This window comes from Klebsiella sp. GG_Kp146 (assembly GCF_040061975.1).
Taxonomy (GTDB): domain Bacteria; phylum Pseudomonadota; class Gammaproteobacteria; order Enterobacterales; family Enterobacteriaceae; genus Klebsiella; species Klebsiella quasipneumoniae.
Genome location: NZ_JBEAHA010000043.1, coordinates 84938 through 102507 on the forward strand (window position 1 = coordinate 84938; position 17570 = coordinate 102507).

Consider the following 17570-nt stretch of genomic DNA (forward strand, 5'->3'; position numbering starts at 1 on the left):
CGTTTTCCTCAATGCTTAATTCGGTGCTGTCGTTGAGGTAAGCATACGGCTTTCGTTCGAAGGATCGCCAGATGACAAATTTGCCAAAAACTGGATAAATGTACGCATCGTGATTAAGGATGATTTAGATCACATTTATCGATGCTGGCTGGGATGGCAGGAAACTATAGCGCGCACAAAAGTCAGGTTTAACACACAAAAATCTAGTTCTTTGCCGCCGACGATTTTTCCATCAGCTGGCTATGGTACTGGCGGCGGTATTCAGACGGCGAGCGTTCCGTGGTTTTGCGGAACAGGCGGCAGAAGTAGTTGCTGTCGGCGAAGCCGCAGGCGTGGGCGATGTCTTTCACTTTCATATCGTGGCCCTTCAGCAGCATACGGGCCTGTTCGAGACGAATGTGGTTTAGATATTCATTGAAGCCCATTGGCCCACATTTCTGGAACAGATGGGAAAGATAGTTGGGAGAGAGATAGAACGCCTGGGCGACCGATTCCCGGCTCAGCGGCTCCGCGTAATGGACCTCGATGTACTGACGGATTGCCTCGAACAACGCCTGGCTGCGCGAGGAGGTTTGCGCCTGGCTGCCGAGAAGATCATGGCAGTGGCTGAGCAGGCTGATGACGATGCTGCGGGCGGTTTGCTGCTCCTGCGGCTGCATCCGGATCTCGTTGAGGGCCTGCAGCAGGAAGGAACCGACGCGCGGCCCGCGACGCAGCGCCTGTAGCTTTTCAACAACGGCGATCGTCTTGCCATTCCAACGCTGCAGCGAGCACTCCAGCTGCTGCTTAGCGAACAGGATGCTTAACAGCAGGCAGGGCGCCTGCCACTGTGGGCAGTTCCAGCTATCGCCAGGAATATAGAGCACGTCATGGGCCTCCAGGAGCGGGGCGTTATCGCCGAGCGCCTGGTCGCGCAGCTGCCCATCGAGGAGGATATTCAGACGGGGAAAATCAACCTGCACCACCGGTTCAGCAGGCGAGCGCGTCTCGCCGGCGAAATAAACCCGTCCGAGGCTGGTCTGCTTTTTTAGCAATGCATCAATAAGTTGATTGATATCGTTGTCCATCATTGTTCCGCCCCGCGCATCACCCTTTTCATCATACCGGACATTATTCCAGCGGTAAAAGCGCCAGCCTGTCGCTATTGCTTCTCATTTAAGAGATGTTATATCGTAACAATTTGTCATCATTGATAGCAAACTCAGGAGAGAGTAATGACCAGAAAGATCCCCCTGCTGGCCTTGGGACTCGGCATGGCGCTAGCCAGCGCCCAGGCGTTCGCCCACGGCAACCATAGCCATGGGCCGGCGCTAACCGAAGTGGAGCGTCAGGCCAGCGAAGGCATTTTTGCGGATAAAGATGTGCAGGACCGCGCGCTGAGCGACTGGGAGGGCGTCTGGCAGTCGGTGAACCCGTATCTGCTCAACGGCGATCTCGATCCGGTGCTGGAGCAGAAGGCGAAAAAGCCCGGCGGCAAGAGCGTGGAGGAGTATCGCGCCTATTATAAGAAGGGCTACGCCACCGATGTGGAACAGATTGGCATTGAAGATGACGTGATTGAGTTCCACATTGGCGAGACCGTCAACAGCTGCAAATACCGCTATTCTGGCTACAAAATCCTGCATTACGCCTCCGGTAAGAAGGGCGTACGTTATCTGTTCGAGTGCCAGCAGGGCGATGCCAGCGCGCCAAAATATGTCCAGTTCAGCGACCACATCATTGGCCCGCGTAAATCGCAGCATTTCCATATTTTCATGGGCAATGAATCACAGGAAGCGTTGCTGAAAGAGATGGATAACTGGCCGACCTATTATCCGTATGCGCTGCATAAAGAGCAGATCGTTGATGAGATGCTGCACCACTAGAACGGGTGAAAAATCCCCCGGCCGGGCGGCCGGGGGAAAGACAGCGATTAGCCGGTGTTACGCATACCGGCGGCGACGCCGGCGATGGTGACCATCAGCGCTTGTTCAACGCGCGGATCCGGGTCTTTGCCCTCTTCTTCAGCCTGGCGCGAACGGTGCAGCAGTTCCGCCTGCAGGACGTTCAGCGGGTCGGTATAGATATTACGCAGCTGGATAGACTCGGCGATCCACGGCAGGTCAGCCATCAGATGAGAGTCGTTGGCGATGGCCAGCACGACGTTGATATCGGCAGCCAGCAGCTTGCGCAGCTCGGTACCCAACGCCCACAGCTCTGGTTTCACCAGGCGCTGATCGTAGTACTCCGCCAGCCACAGGTCGGCCTTCGAGTAAACCATCTCCAGCATGCCGAGACGGGTGGAGAAGAACGGCCAGTCGCGACACATCGCTTCCAGTTCACTCTGTTTTCCGCCTTCAACCACTTTCTGCAGCGCAGCGCCAGCGCCCAGCCAGGCTGGAAGCATCAGGCGGTTCTGGGTCCAGGCGAAGATCCACGGAATGGCGCGTAGCGACTCGACGCCGCCGGTCGGACGACGTTTTGCCGGACGCGAACCCAGCGGCAGTTTGCCCAGCTCCTGCTCCGGAGTGGCGGAGCGGAAATAAGGCACGAAATCTTTGTTTTCACGCACGTAGCCGCGATACATCTTGCACGACACGTCGGACAGCTCGGCCATGATGTCGCGCCACTGCGGTTTTGGTTCCGGCGGCGGCAGCAGGTTGGCTTCGAGGATCGCGCTGGTATAGAGCGACAGGCTGCTGATGGTGACTTCCGGCAGGCCGTACTTAAAGCGGATCATCTCACCCTGCTCGGTAACGCGCAGGCCGCCCTTCAGGCTTCCCGGCGGCTGTGAGAGGAGCGCGGCGTGGGCCGGCGCGCCGCCGCGGCCAATGGAGCCGCCGCGACCGTGGAACAGCGTCAGTTCGATCCCGGCTTTCTCACAGGTTTTGATCAACGCGTCCTGCGCCTGGTACTGCGCCCAGGAGGCGGCCATCACGCCTGCGTCTTTCGCGGAATCAGAGTAGCCGATCATGACCATCTGTTTGCCCTGGATAAAGCCGCGGTACCAGTCGATATTCAGCAGCTGGGTCATGACGTCGTTGGCGTTGTTCAGGTCATCCAGCGTTTCGAACAGCGGGGCCACCGGCAGGGCAAAGCCAATCCCGGCCTCCTTCAGCAGCAGATGAACCGCCAGCACGTCGGACGGCGTTTTGGCCATCGAGATCACGTAGGCGGCGATCGATCCGCGCGGCGCCTCGGCGATCACTCTACAGGTGTCGAGAACTTCGCGGGTCTCTTCGCTTGGCTCCCACTGGCGCGGCAGCAGCGGACGTTTGGAATTCAGTTCGCGGATCAGGAAAGCCTGTTTGTCGGCTTCTGACCAGCTTTCGTAATCGCCGATCCCGAGGTAACGGGTCATTTCGCCCAGCGCTTCGGTGTGGCGGGTGCTTTCCTGACGGATATCAATACGCACCAGCGGTACGCCGAAAGACTTCACGCGGCGCAGGGTGTCGAGCAGCTCGCCGTTGGCGATAATGCCCATGCCGCAGGCCTGCAGCGATTTATAACAGGCGTATAGCGGCTCCCACAGCTGCTCGTTCTGAGTGATCAGTCCCGCCGGTTTCGGCAGCTTCTGACCTTTCAGACGCGCTTCCAGCCAGGCCTGGGTTTCCATCAGCTGAGTACGCAGTTTTTTCATCAGGTAACGGTACGGTTCCTGAGCGCCCTCGGCGCCGGCCAGGGCGCGCAATTCGTCAGTACACTCCACCATCGACAGCTCGGAGATCAGCACCTGCACATCTTTGAGGAACAGATCGGTCGCTTTCCAGCGGCTGAGCAGCAGCACGTGGCGGGTGATATCGGCAGTCACGTTCGGGTTGCCGTCGCGGTCGCCGCCCATCCACGAAGTGAAACGCACCGGGACAAAGTCCACCGGCAGCTGATAGCCGAGGTTGGCTTCCAGCTGTTCGTTCAGCTCGCGCAGGTAGTTAGGCACCCCTTCCCACAGGCTGTTTTCCACCACCGCGAAGCCCCATTTGGCTTCATCGACCGGGGAAGGGCGGTGCTTACGAATTTCATCGGTATGCCAGGACTGGGCGATCAGCTGGCGCAGGCGGCGCATCAGCTGGTGGTGCTCGTAGTCCGCGATATCTTTGTTATCCAGCTGCTTGAGGCAGTTGTTCACTTCCACCATTTTATGGATCAGCGTCCGGCGGGTGATCTCGGTCGGGTGGGCGGTTAACACCAGCTCCAGGGACAGAGATTCCACCGCTTTTTTGATGGTGTCTTCGTTGAGATTGGGTTGGTCTTTGAGCTTTCTCAGGGTGCGCGCAATGACTTCCGGATTGCTGGCCGCTTCGCCATTCGGCGAAATGCTGTGGTACTGCTCAGCGGTGTTGGCCAGATTCAGGAACTGGCTGAAGGCACGGGCCACCGGCAGCAGTTCGTCGTTAGACAAATTCTGCAGCGTGGTCAGCAGCTCCTGGCGGTTAGCTTCGTTGCCGGCGCGTGAAGATTTGGACAACTTACGGATAGTTTCGACACGATCAAGAATATTTTCTCCCAATGCATCCTTGATGGTATCGCCCAGCACCTTGCCGAGCATACTGACATTACTACGCAATGCGGAATATTGTTCGTTCATGTTACCCCAGACACCCCATCTCATTTTATTTTGTTATATCCGCTGCGCTGGAACGTGAGCAACGGATAAGCAACCCGTCTTTTATAAAGCCACGTAAATACCCCCACGTCAATTACTGCGAAATCGCTTCAGCAAACGAGTAAATACCCGTAATTTGCGAAATTTAACTCAGGGGGCGCTGGATAAGCATCGCTTATGGAAATGTGACGATCGTCACCGTTCCGCCCCGGGAGAGCGGGGCGGAAAAAGAGGGCGATTTTAGTGCCAGCAGAAGTGGTGAACCACCTGGCTAATCAGCTCCCGCGTCGGCTTGATAAAGCGCGTCTCCAGAAACTCGTCAGGCTGATGGGCCTGATTGATCGAGCCCGGGCCGAGAACCAGCGTTGGGCACAGCGTCTGGATAAACGGCGCTTCGGTACAGTAGTTCACCACGTCGGTCTGGGCGCCAAGCAGTTTCTCAACCACCTGCACCAGCTTATGGTCCGGCGGGCACTCGTAGCCGGGGATCGGCGGATGCAGCTCCGAGACCGTCAGGCGGCCCGGCCAGCGTTCGCTGACCGGGGCCAGCGCCTCGTCCAGCAGACCATTGAGGTCGTTGAGGGTCATCCCCGGCAACGGGCGGATGTCCATATGCAGTTCACAGCAGGCGCAGATACGGTTTGAGGCATCGCCGCCATGGATGGCGCCGAGGTTGAGGGTCGGGTAAGGGACCGTGAACGCCTCGAAGTGGTAGCGCTCTTTTAGCAAATCGCGCAGCTGCATAATCCGACCGATGGCGTCGTGCATCAGCTCGATCGCGTTGACCCCGCGCGCCGGATCGCTGGAGTGGCCGGACTGGCCCTGAATACGGATCGCGTTGGACATATGTCCTTTATGGGCGCGGATCGGCTGCAGGGAGGTGGGCTCGCCGATGATGGCGCAGTCGGGGCGCAGCCGGGTGGTTTCGGCAAAATAGCGCGCGCCGGCCATGCTGGTCTCTTCGTCGGCGGTGGCCAGAATATACAGCGGTTTTTTCAGCGTGGTGACGTCGACATCGCGCAGGGCGTCGAGAATAAAGGCGAAGAAGCCTTTCATATCGGCCGTGCCGAGGCCGTAGAGCTTGTTATCGTGTTCGGTAAGGGTGAACGGATCGCGCGTCCAGCGGCCGTCATCGAACGGCACGGTATCGGTATGCCCGGCGAGAAGCAGGCCGCCGGCGCCGTGTCCGGTGCTGGCCAGCAGGTTGAATTTATGGCGCGTATCCGGCACCGGCTGTACCTCGACATTAAAGCCGAGATCGCGGAACCAGCCGGCCAGCAAATTGATTAAAGACTCATTGCTCTGATCGAGAGCCTCTTCGGTCGCGCTGATGGACGGTGTGGCGATCAACGCGCGGTAAATCTCGATAAAGGGCGGTAAATTGTTTTTCATTGTTGACACACCTTGGGTCGTGATAGTATCAATATTCATGCATTTATTGTGAATAAAAATACAATATCGTTGAGCGTAAGAAAACCCATCGAATGTAAGGAGATGCGCTTCCAATGTTAAATACGCTGATTGTGGGTGCCAGTGGTTATGCCGGCGCAGAGCTGGTGACCTATATCAATCGTCATCCGCATATGAACATAACCGCTTTGACGGTCTCCGCGCAAAGCAATGATGCGGGAAAATTAATTTCCGACCTGCATCCGCAGCTCAAAGGCATTGTCGATATGCCGCTGCAGCCGATGTCCGATATCAGCGAATTCAGCGCTGGCGTGGACGTGGTGTTTCTCGCCACCGCGCACGAAGTGAGTCACGATCTGGCGCCGCAGTTCCTTGCCGCCGGCTGCGTGGTGTTCGATCTCTCCGGTGCCTTCCGCGTTAACGATGGGGCGTTCTACGAAAAATATTATGGTTTCACTCATCAGCATCCCGACCTGCTCAAACAGGCGGTGTATGGTCTGGCGGAGTGGAGCGCGGATGCGCTTAAAGAAGCGCAGTTAATCGCGGTGCCTGGCTGCTACCCGACGGCGGCGCAGCTGTCGCTGAAGCCGCTGATTGATGCCAGTCTGCTGGATCTCAACCAGTGGCCAGTGATCAACGCCACCAGCGGGGTGAGCGGCGCGGGACGCAAAGCCGCGATCGGCAACAGCTTCTGTGAAGTCAGCCTGCAGCCATACGGCATCTTTAACCATCGTCATCAGCCGGAGATTGCCAGCCACCTCGGAGCGAAGGTGATTTTTACCCCGCATCTGGGTAATTTTAAGCGCGGCATTCTGGAAACCATTACCTGCCGCCTGAAGCCGGGCGTTGGCCATGCGCAGATCGCGGCGGTTTACCAGCAGGCTTACGCCGATAAACCGCTGGTACGTTTATATGATAAAGGCGTGCCCGCATTGAAAAGCGTCGAAGGTCTGCCATTCTGTGATATCGGTTTTGCCGTGCAGGACGACCATCTCATCGTCGTCGCGGCAGAAGATAACCTGCTGAAAGGCGCCGCAGCGCAGGCGGTGCAGTGCGCGAATATTCGTTTCGGCTTCGCTGAGACGCAGTCTCTTATTTAAGGTGTGATGATGAACCCATTAATTATCAAACTCGGCGGCGTATTACTCGATAGCGAAGAAGCGCTGGAGCGTCTGTTTACCGCGCTGGTCAATTACCGTGAAGCGCACCAGCGTCCGCTGATTATCGTCCATGGCGGCGGCTGCGTGGTGGATGAGCTGATGAAGCAGCTCAACCTGCCGGTGCAGAAGAAAAATGGTCTGCGGGTGACGCCGGCTGAGCAAATCGACATCATCACCGGCGCGCTGGCGGGAACCGCCAACAAGACGCTGCTGGCGTGGGCGAAAAAGCACGGTCTGGCCTCTGTCGGCCTGTTCCTCGGCGATGGCGATAGCGTGAAGGTGACACAGCTGGATGCTGAGCTGGGCCATGTCGGGCTGGCGCAGCCGGGCTCTCCGACGCTGATCAACACCCTGCAGGCGGGCGGTTACCTGCCGGTGGTGAGCTCTATCGGCGTGACCGACGAGGGCCAGCTGATGAACGTCAATGCTGACCAGGCGGCGACGGCGCTGGCGGCTACCCTGGGGGCGGATCTGATCCTGCTGTCTGACGTCAGCGGTATCCTCGACGGTAAAGGGCAGCGTATTGCCGAGATGACCGCCGAGAAAGCGGAGCAGCTGATCGAGCAGGGGATTATCACTGACGGCATGATTGTCAAAGTGAATGCGGCCCTCGACGCGGCGCGTGCTCTGGGCCGTCCGGTGGATATCGCCTCCTGGCGTCACGCCGAGCAGCTGCCGGCGTTGTTTAACGGCACGCCTATCGGTACACGTATTCTGGCTTAAGATTTCATGCCCGGCGGCGCGTTGTCTGCCGGGCTTACAAGACCGTAGGCCGGGGAGGCACAACGCCACCGGCGGAACTAACGAATAAAGGAAGCATGTTATGGCACTTTGGGGCGGGCGTTTTACACAGGCAGCAGATCAACGGTTCAAACAGTTCAACGACTCGTTGCGCTTCGACTATCGTCTGGCGGAGCAGGATATCGTTGGCTCTGTCGCCTGGTCGAAAGCGCTGGTAACGGTCGGCGTACTGAGTGCCGATGAACAACAGCAGCTGGAAGAAGCGCTGAACGTGCTACTGGAAGAGGTGCGCGCCAATCCGCAGCAAATCCTCGCCAGCGATGCTGAAGATATTCACAGCTGGGTGGAAGGCAAACTGATCGACAAAGTGGGTCAGTTGGGCAAGAAACTGCATACCGGCCGCAGCCGTAACGACCAGGTCGCTACCGATCTTAAACTGTGGTGCAAAGATACCGTTGTCGAACTGCTGTCGGCGAACCGCCAGCTGCAGAGCGCGCTGGTGGAGACGGCCCAGCAGAACCAGGACGCGGTGATGCCGGGGTACACCCACCTGCAGCGCGCCCAACCGGTGACGTTCGCGCACTGGTGTCTGGCCTATGTCGAAATGCTGGCGCGCGATGAAAGCCGCCTGCAGGACGCGCTGAAGCGCCTCGACGTTAGCCCGCTGGGCTGCGGCGCGCTGGCGGGGACGGCGTATGAAATCGACCGCGAGCAGCTGGCCGGCTGGCTGGGCTTTGCCTCCGCCACCCGCAACAGCCTCGACAGCGTGTCTGACCGCGACCATGTTCTGGAGCTACTTTCCGATGCCTCTATCGGCATGGTCCATCTGTCGCGCTTTGCGGAAGATCTGATTTTCTTTAACTCCGGCGAAGCGAATTTCGTCGAGCTTTCCGACCGCGTAACCTCAGGCTCCTCGCTGATGCCGCAGAAGAAAAACCCGGACGCCCTGGAGCTTATCCGTGGCAAATGCGGCCGCGTGCAGGGCGCGCTGACCGGCATGATGATGACCCTGAAAGGGCTGCCGCTGGCCTACAACAAAGATATGCAGGAAGATAAAGAGGGACTTTTCGACGCTCTGGATACTTGGCTCGACTGCCTGCATATGGCGACCCTGGTGCTGGATGGTATCCAGGTGAAACGTCCGCGCTGTGCGGAAGCGGCGCAGCAGGGCTATGCCAACGCCACTGAGCTGGCGGATTATCTGGTGGCGAAAGGCGTACCGTTCCGCGAGGCGCACCATATTGTCGGTGAAGCGGTGGTGGAAGCCATTGCGCAAGGGAAACCGCTGGAAGCGCTGGCCCTGGCCGACCTGCAGAAATTCAGCCCGGTGATTGCGGACGATGTTTATCCGATTCTGTCGCTGCAGTCCTGCCTTGATAAACGCGCGGCAAAAGGCGGCGTCTCGCCGCAGCAGGTGGCGCAGGCTATCGACGAGGCGAAGGCCCGTCTGAGTTAATCCACAGATATCTGCCTTCCCTGACCCGGCCGAGCCCAGCGACGCCGGGTTTTTTATGCAAAAAAAAAGCGGACGCAAGGTCCGCAAAAGTTCACGTTGGCTTTAGTTGTTCGGGTAGAGAAACAGTGTGACGGGTCAGTGGTTTTCACAGGTTCACCGTCTTTATGGGCGTATTATTGAACAGAAAACTTGATAGGGATAATCGTTCGTTGCTATGCTATCTATCGCCATGGACTATCGTGGCGATGGAGGATGAATAATGAATATTCGCGATCTTGAATACCTGGTAGCGCTCGCCGAACACCGCCACTTCCGGCGGGCGGCTGACTCATGCCATGTGAGCCAACCGACGCTCAGCGGACAGATCCGCAAGCTGGAGGATGAGCTTGGCGTCATGCTGCTGGAGCGCACCAGCCGTAAGGTTCTGTTTACCCAGGCGGGGCTGTTGCTGGTGGATCAGGCGCGTACCGTGTTACGCGAAGTAAAAGTGCTCAAGGAGATGGCAAGCCAACAAGGGGAAACCATGTCCGGGCCGCTGCATATCGGCTTGATCCCGACAATTGGCCCGTACCTGCTACCGCACATCATTCCGATGCTGCATCAGACCTTCCCGAAGCTGGAAATGTATCTGCACGAAGCGCAGACCCATCAGCTGCTGGCTCAGCTCGACAGCGGTAAGCTCGACTGCGCCATCCTGGCGCTGGTCAAAGAGAGCGAGGCCTTTATCGAGGTGCCGCTGTTCGATGAGCCGATGATGCTGGCTATCTATGAAGATCATCCGTGGGCAAACCGCGACCGGGTGCCGATGTCGGATCTGGCCGGTGAAAAGCTGCTGATGCTGGAGGATGGCCACTGCCTGCGCGATCAGGCGATGGGCTTCTGCTTTGAAGCGGGGGCGGATGAGGATACCCACTTCCGCGCGACCAGCCTGGAAACGCTGCGCAATATGGTGGCGGCAGGCAGCGGTATTACCCTGCTGCCTGCGCTGGCAGTGCCGCAGGAAAGAAAACGCGATGGCGTGGTCTACCTGCCGTGCATTAAGCCAGAGCCAAGACGCACCATCGGTCTGGTTTACCGTCCGGGCTCACCGCTGCGCAGCCGCTATGAACATCTGGCTGAGGCCATCCGCGGCACGATGGATGGCCATTTCGACAAGGCGTTAAAACAGGCGGTTTAAGCCGTTCAGCGCGGCAACCCGGTACGCTTCCGCCATGGTCGGGTAGTTAAAGGTGGTGTTGACGAAGTACTCAATGGTGTTACCACCACCTTTCTGCTCCATGATCGCCTGGCCGATGTGAATGATTTCGGCTGCGCGTTCGCCAAAGCAGTGAATGCCGAGGATCTCCTTGGTCTCCCGGTGGAACAGGATCTTCAGGGTTCCCACGCTCATGCCAACGATTTGCGCCCGCGCCAGGTGTTTAAACTGAGCGCGACCCACCTCATACGGCACTTTCATCGCCGTCAGCTGCTGCTCGGTTTTCCCGACGGAGCTGATTTCCGGAATGGTGTAGATCCCGGTCGGGATATCTTCAATCAGATGCGCTGAGGCTTCGCCTTTCACCAGCGCCTGGGCGGCAATGCGTCCTTGATCGTACGCCGCGGAGGCGAGGCTCGGATAGCCGATGACATCCCCAACCGCATAGATGTGCGGAAGGGCGGTCTGGTACATGCTGTTGACCTTCAGCTGGCCGCGACTGTCGGTCTGCAGACCGATGTTTTCCAGCGCCAGAGTGTCGGTATTGCCGGTGCGGCCGTTGGCGTACAGCAGGCAGTCCGCTTTGAGCTTTTTCCCGGATTTCAGATGCATGATGACGCCGTCATCAACGCCTTCAATCTTTTCGTACTCCTCGTTGTGGCGAATGACCACGCCGCTGTTCCAGAAGTGATAGGAGAGCGAATCTGACATCTCCTGATCGAGGAAGGCCAGCAGACGATCGCGGGTGTTGATCAGATCGACCTTCACCTCCATGCCGCGGAAGATCGACGCATATTCACAACCGATTACCCCGGCGCCGTAAATGATCACATGGCGCGGCTCATGCTGCAGGCTGAGAATCGAATCGCTGTCATAGATGCGCGGGTGGTGGAAATCGACATCCGCCGGATGATAGGGGCGAGATCCGCAGGCGATAACGAATTTCTCCGCGGTCACCGTCTCGACCGTGCCGTCATGGCACTCCAGCGCCAGAGTATGCTCATCAACGAAGTGGGCATTGCCCTGCAGAATTTCACAGTGGTTGCGCTCATAGAATCCCTGGCGCATATGAGTCTGCTGGTTGATGACGCTGTCGGCATGGTTAAGGATGTCGGCGAAAGAAGAGCGAAGAAGGCGGGAGTGGTCGCTGTAGAGGGGGTTTTGGTTAAACTCGATAATACGGCTGACGGCATGGCGGAGGGCTTTCGACGGGATGGTGCCCCAGTGGGTGCAACCGCCGCCGACATTATGGTAGCGCTCGATGACGGCAACGCGTGCTCCCTGTTTCACCAGTCCCATGGCGGCGCCTTCGCCGCCAGGACCGGAACCAATCACTATTGCATCATAATCCCAAGAGTGTGACATGGCATTACTCACCTGTTTTATACATAAAATAAACACGATGATAACATTCGCTGCGCTTTAACCCAATTATCGTTGTGCTTTTTTGCGGCATAAAAGCAGAAACGGCTCGTAAACAATCATTCACAATCCAGGGCAAACCGATTAGTTTTAATCTCTGGTATAGTGCCAGCAGGGCTATTGGAAGGATTCATACATCGTGATGGGCGTAAGAGCACAACAAAAAGAAAAAACCCGCCGTTCGCTGGTGGAAGCGGCATTCAGCCAACTTAGCGCTGAGCGGAGTTTCGCCAGCCTGAGCTTGCGTGAAGTGGCGCGGGAAGCAGGGATCGCGCCGACGTCCTTTTATCGTCATTTTCGCGATGTCGATGAGTTAGGCCTGACGATGGTCGATGAGAGCGGACTGATGCTGCGCCAGCTGATGCGCCAGGCGCGCCAGCGGATTGCCAAAGGCGGCAGCGTGATCCGCACCTCGGTCTCGACCTTTATGGAGTTTATCGGTAACAACCCGAACGCTTTCCGCCTGCTGCTGCGCGAGCGCTCGGGAACGTCTGCGGCGTTTCGCGCCGCCGTCGCACGCGAAATCCAGCATTTTATTGCGGAACTCGCCGACTATTTAGAACTCGAAAACCATATGCCGCGCGCCTTTACCGAAGCGCAGGCTGAAGCTATGGTCACCATCGTTTTTAGCGCTGGCGCGGAAGCGCTGGATGTCGGCCCTGAACAGCGCCGACAGCTGGAAGAACGGTTGGTACTGCAGCTTAGAATGATCTCTAAAGGCGCGTATTACTGGTATCGCCGTGAACAAGAAAAAATGTCACATCATTCCGAATAACGTGAAGGACGAGCAATGAAACACTCAGTTCAAGATAAAGGTACGCTGCTGCTGGCGCTGATTGCCGGGTTATCTATTAATGGCGCCTTTGCGGCGCTGTTCAGTTCGATAGTTCCGTTTTCCGTCTTCCCCATCTTATCCCTGCTGCTGACGGTCTACTGTCTGCATCAGCGCTATCAGAACCGCAGTATGCCCGTCGGGCTACCGGGCCTGGCCGCCGCCTTTTTTATTCTCGGGGTGCTGTTGTACAGCACCGTCGTGCGTGCGGAGTACCCGGATATCGGCTCTAACTTCTTCCCGGCCGTTCTGTCCGTCGCGATGGTCTTCTGGATCGGCTACAAGATGCGTAACCGCAAAAATACCGCCGCTGAATAAGCCGCCAGTGATAAAAAACCGGCAATATGACGTTGCCGGTTTTTTTTGGCCTATTTCCGGGTCAGCAGAACGCCGCACTCCATGTGATGGGTATACGGGAACTGGTCGAACAGCGCCAGCCGGGTAACGTTGTGCGTCTGGCTTAGCGTTTCCAGATTACGGCACAGCGTTTCCGGGTTGCACGAAATGTACATTATGCGCGGATAGGCCTGCACCATTTTCTCCGTTTCACTGTCCAGCCCGCTACGCGGCGGATCGACGAAAATAGTCTCGCACTGATAGCTTTGCAGATCGATACCCTGCAGCCGGTTGAACTCACGCACGCCGTTCATCGCCTGAGTAAACTCTTCAGCCGCCATGCGGATAATCTGCACGTTGTCGATATGGTTGGCGGCGATGTTGTACTGCGCCGCCGCCACCGACGGTTTGGCGATTTCGGTGGCCAGTACGCGATCGAAATTACGCGCCAGCGCCAGCGAGAAGTTACCGTTGCCGCAGTACAATTCCAGCAGGTCGCCGGTCGCCCCTTTGGTGACATCCAGCGCCCACTCCAGCATCTGAATGTTCATGGCCGCGTTCGGTTGGGTAAAGCTGTTTTCCACCTGACGGTAGATCATCTCCCGACCGCCAACCGGCAGGCGTTCATCTATATAATCCTGATCGAGCTCGATTTTAGTTTTGGTCGCCCGACCAATCAGATGCACATTGAGCCCCTGGGATCGCAGGGCATCACGCAGCGCCTCCGCTTGCTCACGCCAGGCATCATCGAGCTTTTTATGATACAGCAGCGAGACGACCGCCTGGTTGCTGAGGGTGGTCAGATAGTCAATCTGGAACAGCTTATGGCGCAGCACGGGATTGTTGCGCACGCCCTCCAGCATGGCGGTCATCAGCTGATTGATGAGCGCGCTGGCGGCCGGGAAGCTGTCAACGCGAATCCGCGACCGGGTCTGCTGATCGAAAATAATATGGTACAGGTCGTCGCCATCGTGCCACAGACGGAACTCGGCGCGCATACGGTAGTGGCTGACCGGCGAACGAAACACTTCCGGAACCGGCGCGGCGAAAGGCGCCATCATGGTTTGCAAACGGACGACTTTTTCTGCCAGCTGCGCTTCGTATTGTTCGGTAGGAAGGTGTTCGGGGGTCATGATGTATCCTGAATAAAATAAGTACGCGGGGATTGTAGGGAAAGCGCCGGGGATGTCCAGCCTCGAATGCCGCGGGAAATATAATTAGCAGTCTGGACATCTATATGTTTCTGATTGTAGCATTCGCCTACCGGTCCTGTGAGTTAAAAGGGAACCCAGTGGAAATCTGGGGCTGACGCGCAGCGGTAAGGAAGGTGAGAAATGAGCGCACTCGGTGCAGACACTGCGGTTAGCCGTGGGAAGTCATTATTTCTTGAAACAGCCTCCAAGCCCGAAGACCTGCCGGAATACGTCGCACTGGGTTTTATCGTCGCGAGCAACTGATAAAACCTGCGGCATCCTTTTTCTGTTTCGGATGCTTTTACAATGATTAAAAAAGCTTCGCTGATGACGGCCTTATCCGTCACGGCATTTTCCGGCTGGGCGCAGGACAGCAATTCAGACACGTTGGTGGTGACAGCAAACCGTTTTCAACAGCCGGTCAATACCGTGCTGGCGCCGACCGATATAGTGACGCGCGATGACATCGACCGCTGGCAGTCCAAAGATTTAAACGATGTCATGCGTCGTCTTCCCGGGGTCGATATTGCCCGCAACGGCGGCATGGGGCAGAGCGCTTCGCTGTATGTTCGGGGGACGGAGGCTCGCCACGTGCTGGTGCTGATCGACGGCGTGCCGATGGCGCGTCCGGGGATCTCCAACGGCGTGGATATCAGTCAGATCCCTATCTCTCTGGTCCAGCGGGTGGAATACATTCGCGGCCCGCGCTCCGCGGTGTACGGCTCCGGGGCGATCGGCGGGGTGGTGAACATCATCACCATGACCGATGCTGAGCGTTCGCAGATCAACGCCGGCGCGGGAACGAACGGCTATCAGTCCTACGATGGCGCCTTTAACAAGCGGTTTGGCGATACGCTGGTTACCGCTGCCGGCGCCTATCAGACCACCAAAGGGTTTAACGTCCAGCCGAACTCCTCTTATAGCGGCGACAGCGATCGCGACGGCTACCGCAATAAAATGCTATGGGGCGGGGTACAGCATCAGTTCGATGACAACTTCTCGGGGTTCTTCCGCGGCTATGGTTATTCCGCCAATGCTGACTATGACCAGGGTAACTGGGGCTACGCAGGTGGAAACGATGAAGATCAGTCCTATACCCAATCCTGGGACACCGGTCTGCACTACCATTCCGGAATTTACTCCTCCCAGCTGATTGCGAACTATCAGCGTATTAAAGATTACAACTACAGCAGCGACGCTGGCCGCTATGCCGCGGGCACCACCCTGGATGATATGGAACAACGCTATATCCAATGGGGAAATAATGTTGTGGTGGGCCATGGCGCAGTGAGCGGTGGCGTAGACTGGAAACAGGAGAAGCTGAAATCCAGCGGAACGACCAGTACCGACGTGTATAAGCGCGATACCACCGGTCTTTATCTGACGGGCCAGCAGCAGATTGACAGCGTGACGCTGGAAGCTTCCGGCCGTGAGGATCATGACGAGCAGTTTGGCTGGCACGGTACCTGGCAGACGGCGGCAGGCTGGGAATTTATCGAGGGTTATCGGACAACGCTCTCGTACGGTACAGGATTCCTCGCCCCCTCCCTCGGACAGCAGTACGGCGCAGAACGTTTTGGCATCGCCTCTAACCCGAACCTGAAGCCAGAGGAGTCGAAGCAGTGGGAAGCGGGCCTCGAAGGGTTGACGGGGCCGGTCGACTGGCGTCTCTCCGCGTATCGCTATGAGATTCAAAACCTCATTGATTACGACAACAACGCCTATTACAACGTCAAGTCTGCGACAATCAAGGGGCTGGAGTGGACGGGGAATGTCACCACAGGGCCGGTGGAGCACCATCTGACGCTGCAGTATGTTGACCCTCGCGATGATGAAACTAACAAGATCCTCTATCGCCGGGCGAAGCAGCAGGTGAAATACGAGCTGAACGGCCAGGTCTACGATCTGGGGTGGGATGTGACGTATCACTACATCGGCAAGCGCTACGATTATGATTACGACAACTCGCGTACCGTCAATATGGGTGGGTTGAGCCTCTGGGATGTCGGTTTATCGTATCCCGTCACCTCACACCTGACAGTTCGTGGTAAAATAGCCAACCTGTTCGATAAAGATTACGAGACAGTTTATGGCTACCAATCTGCAGGACGGGAATACACCTTGTCTGGCAGCTACACCTTCTGATCCACGTCCCACCGTGCTGGTGTTTGATTCCGGCGTCGGTGGGTTGTCGGTTTATAATGAGATTCGGCAGCTGCTGCCGAATCTGCATTACATCTATGCTTTCGATAACGTTGCCTTCCCCTATGGCGAGAAGAGCGAGGCGTTTATCGTTGAGCGCGTTGTGGAAATCGTCACCGCTGTCCAGCAGCGTTATCCCCTGGCGCTGGCGGTGATCGCCTGCAATACCGCCAGTACCGTCTCCCTGCCTGCTCTGCGTGAAAAGTTCGCCTTCCCCGTTGTCGGCGTGGTGCCGGCGATCAAGCCCGCCGCCCGCTTAACGGCGAACGGCATTGTCGGCCTGCTGGCGACGCGCGGCACCGTAAAGCGTCCTTATACCCGTGAGCTGATCGACCGCTTTGCCAATGAATGTCGGATTGAAATGCTGGGGTCGGCGGAGCTGGTGGAGCTGGCGGAAGCGAAGCTGCACGGCGAGCCTGTGCCGTTAGAAGAACTGCGCCGTATCCTGCGCCCGTGGCTGCGGATGCAGGAGCCGCCGGATACGGTGGTGCTGGGCTGCACCCACTTTCCTCTTTTACAGGAGGAGCTGCAGCGCGTCCTGCCCGAGGGCACGCGGCTGATCGATTCCGGCGCGGCGATTGCCCGTCGCACCGCCTGGCTGTTAGAGCATGAAGCGCCGGACGCGAAGTCCAGCGACGAGAATAAAGCATTCTGCATGGCGTTGACGGCAGAAACGGAACAACTTTTACCCGTTTTGCATCGCTATGGCTTCTCGACGCTGGAAAAATTACCGCTTTAACGGCGTTTTGCACAAAAAAGAGACGGTTGAATAATTTTTTGAAAACAGGGCTTGTCAACGCCTCAGAACTCCCTATAATGCGCCTCCACTGACACGGAACAACGGCAAGCAAGCCGCCGGGTCAGCAGGGTTTCGGCGATGAAGTTCAGCGCTGAAAACCGACAGAGAAAAGCAAAATAAGGGCTTGACTCTGAATGAGGAAAACGTATTATACGGGACCTCGCAACGGTGAGCTGAAAGCCGCGTTGCAACTGCTCTTTAACAATTTATCAGACAATCTGTGTGGGCACTCAAAGTGACAT

14 protein-coding genes and 1 riboswitch are annotated in these 17570 nt (G+C 57.3%); of the genes, 9 read left to right on the forward strand and 5 right to left on the reverse strand.

Annotated features, from left to right (window positions below):
* Positions 1-203 precede the first annotated feature (203 nt).
* Entirely contained in the window at positions 204-1145 is a 942-nt protein-coding gene (locus tag ABLU95_RS24900; RefSeq protein ID WP_241515741.1) for an AraC family transcriptional regulator, read from the reverse strand.
* 69 nt (positions 1146-1214) lie between these two features.
* Here ABLU95_RS24900 and zinT point away from each other — a divergent pair, with 69 nt between their 5' ends.
* Positions 1215-1865, forward strand: coding sequence for a metal-binding protein ZinT (zinT, locus tag ABLU95_RS24905; protein WP_023291535.1), 651 nt, complete (start codon positions 1215-1217; stop codon positions 1863-1865).
* 47 nt (positions 1866-1912) lie between these two features.
* Here the strand turns inward: zinT and ppc are convergent, their stop codons facing one another.
* Positions 1913-4564, reverse strand: coding sequence for a phosphoenolpyruvate carboxylase (ppc, locus tag ABLU95_RS24910; RefSeq protein WP_023291536.1), 2652 nt, complete (start codon positions 4562-4564; stop codon positions 1913-1915).
* A gap of 258 nt (positions 4565-4822) precedes the next feature.
* Positions 4823-5974 (reverse strand): acetylornithine deacetylase, encoded by a 1152-nt coding sequence (gene argE / locus ABLU95_RS24915; RefSeq protein ID WP_023291537.1) that lies wholly within the window; start codon positions 5972-5974, stop codon positions 4823-4825.
* Positions 5975-6087: 113 nt separating this feature from the next.
* On the opposite strand from argE, the gene argC reads away from it, so the two are divergent.
* From argC to oxyR, 4 genes are all read left to right on the forward strand, one after another.
* Positions 6088-7092 carry an N-acetyl-gamma-glutamyl-phosphate reductase gene (gene argC / locus ABLU95_RS24920; protein ID WP_025710967.1) on the forward strand — a complete coding sequence of 335 codons (1005 nt, stop codon included), beginning with the start codon at positions 6088-6090 and terminating at the stop codon, positions 7090-7092.
* Between the two features lie 6 nt (positions 7093-7098).
* A complete protein-coding gene (argB, locus tag ABLU95_RS24925; protein ID WP_348880460.1) occupies positions 7099-7875 on the forward strand; it encodes an acetylglutamate kinase in 777 nt (258 codons plus the stop codon).
* 100 nt (positions 7876-7975) lie between these two features.
* Positions 7976-9349, forward strand: a complete 1374-nt coding sequence (gene argH / locus ABLU95_RS24930) for an argininosuccinate lyase (protein ID WP_044520936.1) — start codon at positions 7976-7978, stop codon at positions 9347-9349.
* A 259-nt stretch (positions 9350-9608) separates the two neighbouring features.
* Positions 9609-10526 (forward strand): DNA-binding transcriptional regulator OxyR, encoded by a 918-nt coding sequence (oxyR, locus tag ABLU95_RS24935; RefSeq protein WP_002883015.1) that lies wholly within the window; start codon positions 9609-9611, stop codon positions 10524-10526.
* Here oxyR and sthA read toward each other — a convergent pair.
* A complete protein-coding gene (gene sthA, locus ABLU95_RS24940) occupies positions 10509-11909 on the reverse strand; it encodes a Si-specific NAD(P)(+) transhydrogenase (RefSeq protein WP_002883016.1) in 1401 nt (466 codons plus the stop codon). The genes oxyR and sthA overlap by 18 nt on opposite strands.
* A gap of 196 nt (positions 11910-12105) precedes the next feature.
* Here sthA and fabR point away from each other — a divergent pair, with 196 nt between their 5' ends.
* Both fabR and ABLU95_RS24950 read left to right on the forward strand, forming a co-directional pair.
* Positions 12106-12741, forward strand: coding sequence for an HTH-type transcriptional repressor FabR (gene fabR / locus ABLU95_RS24945; protein ID WP_004151856.1), 636 nt, complete (start codon positions 12106-12108; stop codon positions 12739-12741).
* Positions 12742-12756: 15 nt separating this feature from the next.
* The gene (locus tag ABLU95_RS24950) at positions 12757-13116 is read left to right on the forward strand and encodes a YijD family membrane protein (RefSeq protein WP_004203691.1); all 360 of its coding nucleotides are present in this window, start codon (positions 12757-12759) and stop codon (positions 13114-13116) included.
* A gap of 50 nt (positions 13117-13166) precedes the next feature.
* Here ABLU95_RS24950 and trmA read toward each other — a convergent pair whose 3' ends face one another.
* Positions 13167-14267, reverse strand: coding sequence for a tRNA (uridine(54)-C5)-methyltransferase TrmA (gene trmA / locus ABLU95_RS24955; RefSeq protein ID WP_348880461.1), 1101 nt, complete (start codon positions 14265-14267; stop codon positions 13167-13169).
* A gap of 114 nt (positions 14268-14381) precedes the next feature.
* Positions 14382-14569: riboswitch (cobalamin riboswitch) on the forward strand.
* Between the two features lie 64 nt (positions 14570-14633).
* Between trmA and btuB the strand changes: the two genes are divergently transcribed.
* Together btuB and murI are read left to right on the forward strand one after the other, a co-directional pair.
* Complete coding sequence (btuB, locus tag ABLU95_RS24960) at positions 14634-16472, forward strand: TonB-dependent vitamin B12 receptor BtuB (protein ID WP_032454489.1); 1839 nt, start codon at positions 14634-14636, stop codon at positions 16470-16472.
* Positions 16417-17268: a glutamate racemase gene (murI, locus tag ABLU95_RS24965; RefSeq protein ID WP_044520945.1), complete on the forward strand. Its 852-nt coding sequence runs from the start codon at positions 16417-16419 to the stop codon at positions 17266-17268. Before btuB ends, murI begins: the two co-directional genes overlap by 56 nt.
* Positions 17269-17570: the final 302 nt, after the last annotated feature.

Bases quoted from the DNA above. Each gene is read 5' to 3' on its own strand.
- zinT (WP_023291535.1), top strand. From the start codon at position 1,215: ATGACCAGAAAGATCCCCCTGCTGGCCTTGGGACTCGGCATGGCGCTA.
- ppc (WP_023291536.1), bottom strand. From the start codon at position 4,564: ATGAACGAACAATATTCCGCATTGCGTAGTAATGTCAGTATGCTCGGC.
- argE (WP_023291537.1), bottom strand. From the start codon at position 5,974: ATGAAAAACAATTTACCGCCCTTTATCGAGATTTACCGCGCGTTGATC.
- argC (WP_025710967.1), top strand. From the start codon at position 6,088: ATGTTAAATACGCTGATTGTGGGTGCCAGTGGTTATGCCGGCGCAGAG.
- argB (WP_348880460.1), top strand. From the start codon at position 7,099: ATGATGAACCCATTAATTATCAAACTCGGCGGCGTATTACTCGATAGC.
- argH (WP_044520936.1), top strand. From the start codon at position 7,976: ATGGCACTTTGGGGCGGGCGTTTTACACAGGCAGCAGATCAACGGTTC.
- oxyR (WP_002883015.1), top strand. From the start codon at position 9,609: ATGAATATTCGCGATCTTGAATACCTGGTAGCGCTCGCCGAACACCGC.
- sthA (WP_002883016.1), bottom strand. From the start codon at position 11,909: ATGTCACACTCTTGGGATTATGATGCAATAGTGATTGGTTCCGGTCCT.
- ABLU95_RS24950 (WP_004203691.1), top strand. From the start codon at position 12,757: ATGAAACACTCAGTTCAAGATAAAGGTACGCTGCTGCTGGCGCTGATT.
- trmA (WP_348880461.1), bottom strand. From the start codon at position 14,267: ATGACCCCCGAACACCTTCCTACCGAACAATACGAAGCGCAGCTGGCA.
- btuB (WP_032454489.1), top strand. From the start codon at position 14,634: ATGATTAAAAAAGCTTCGCTGATGACGGCCTTATCCGTCACGGCATTT.
- murI (WP_044520945.1), top strand. From the start codon at position 16,417: ATGGCTACCAATCTGCAGGACGGGAATACACCTTGTCTGGCAGCTACA.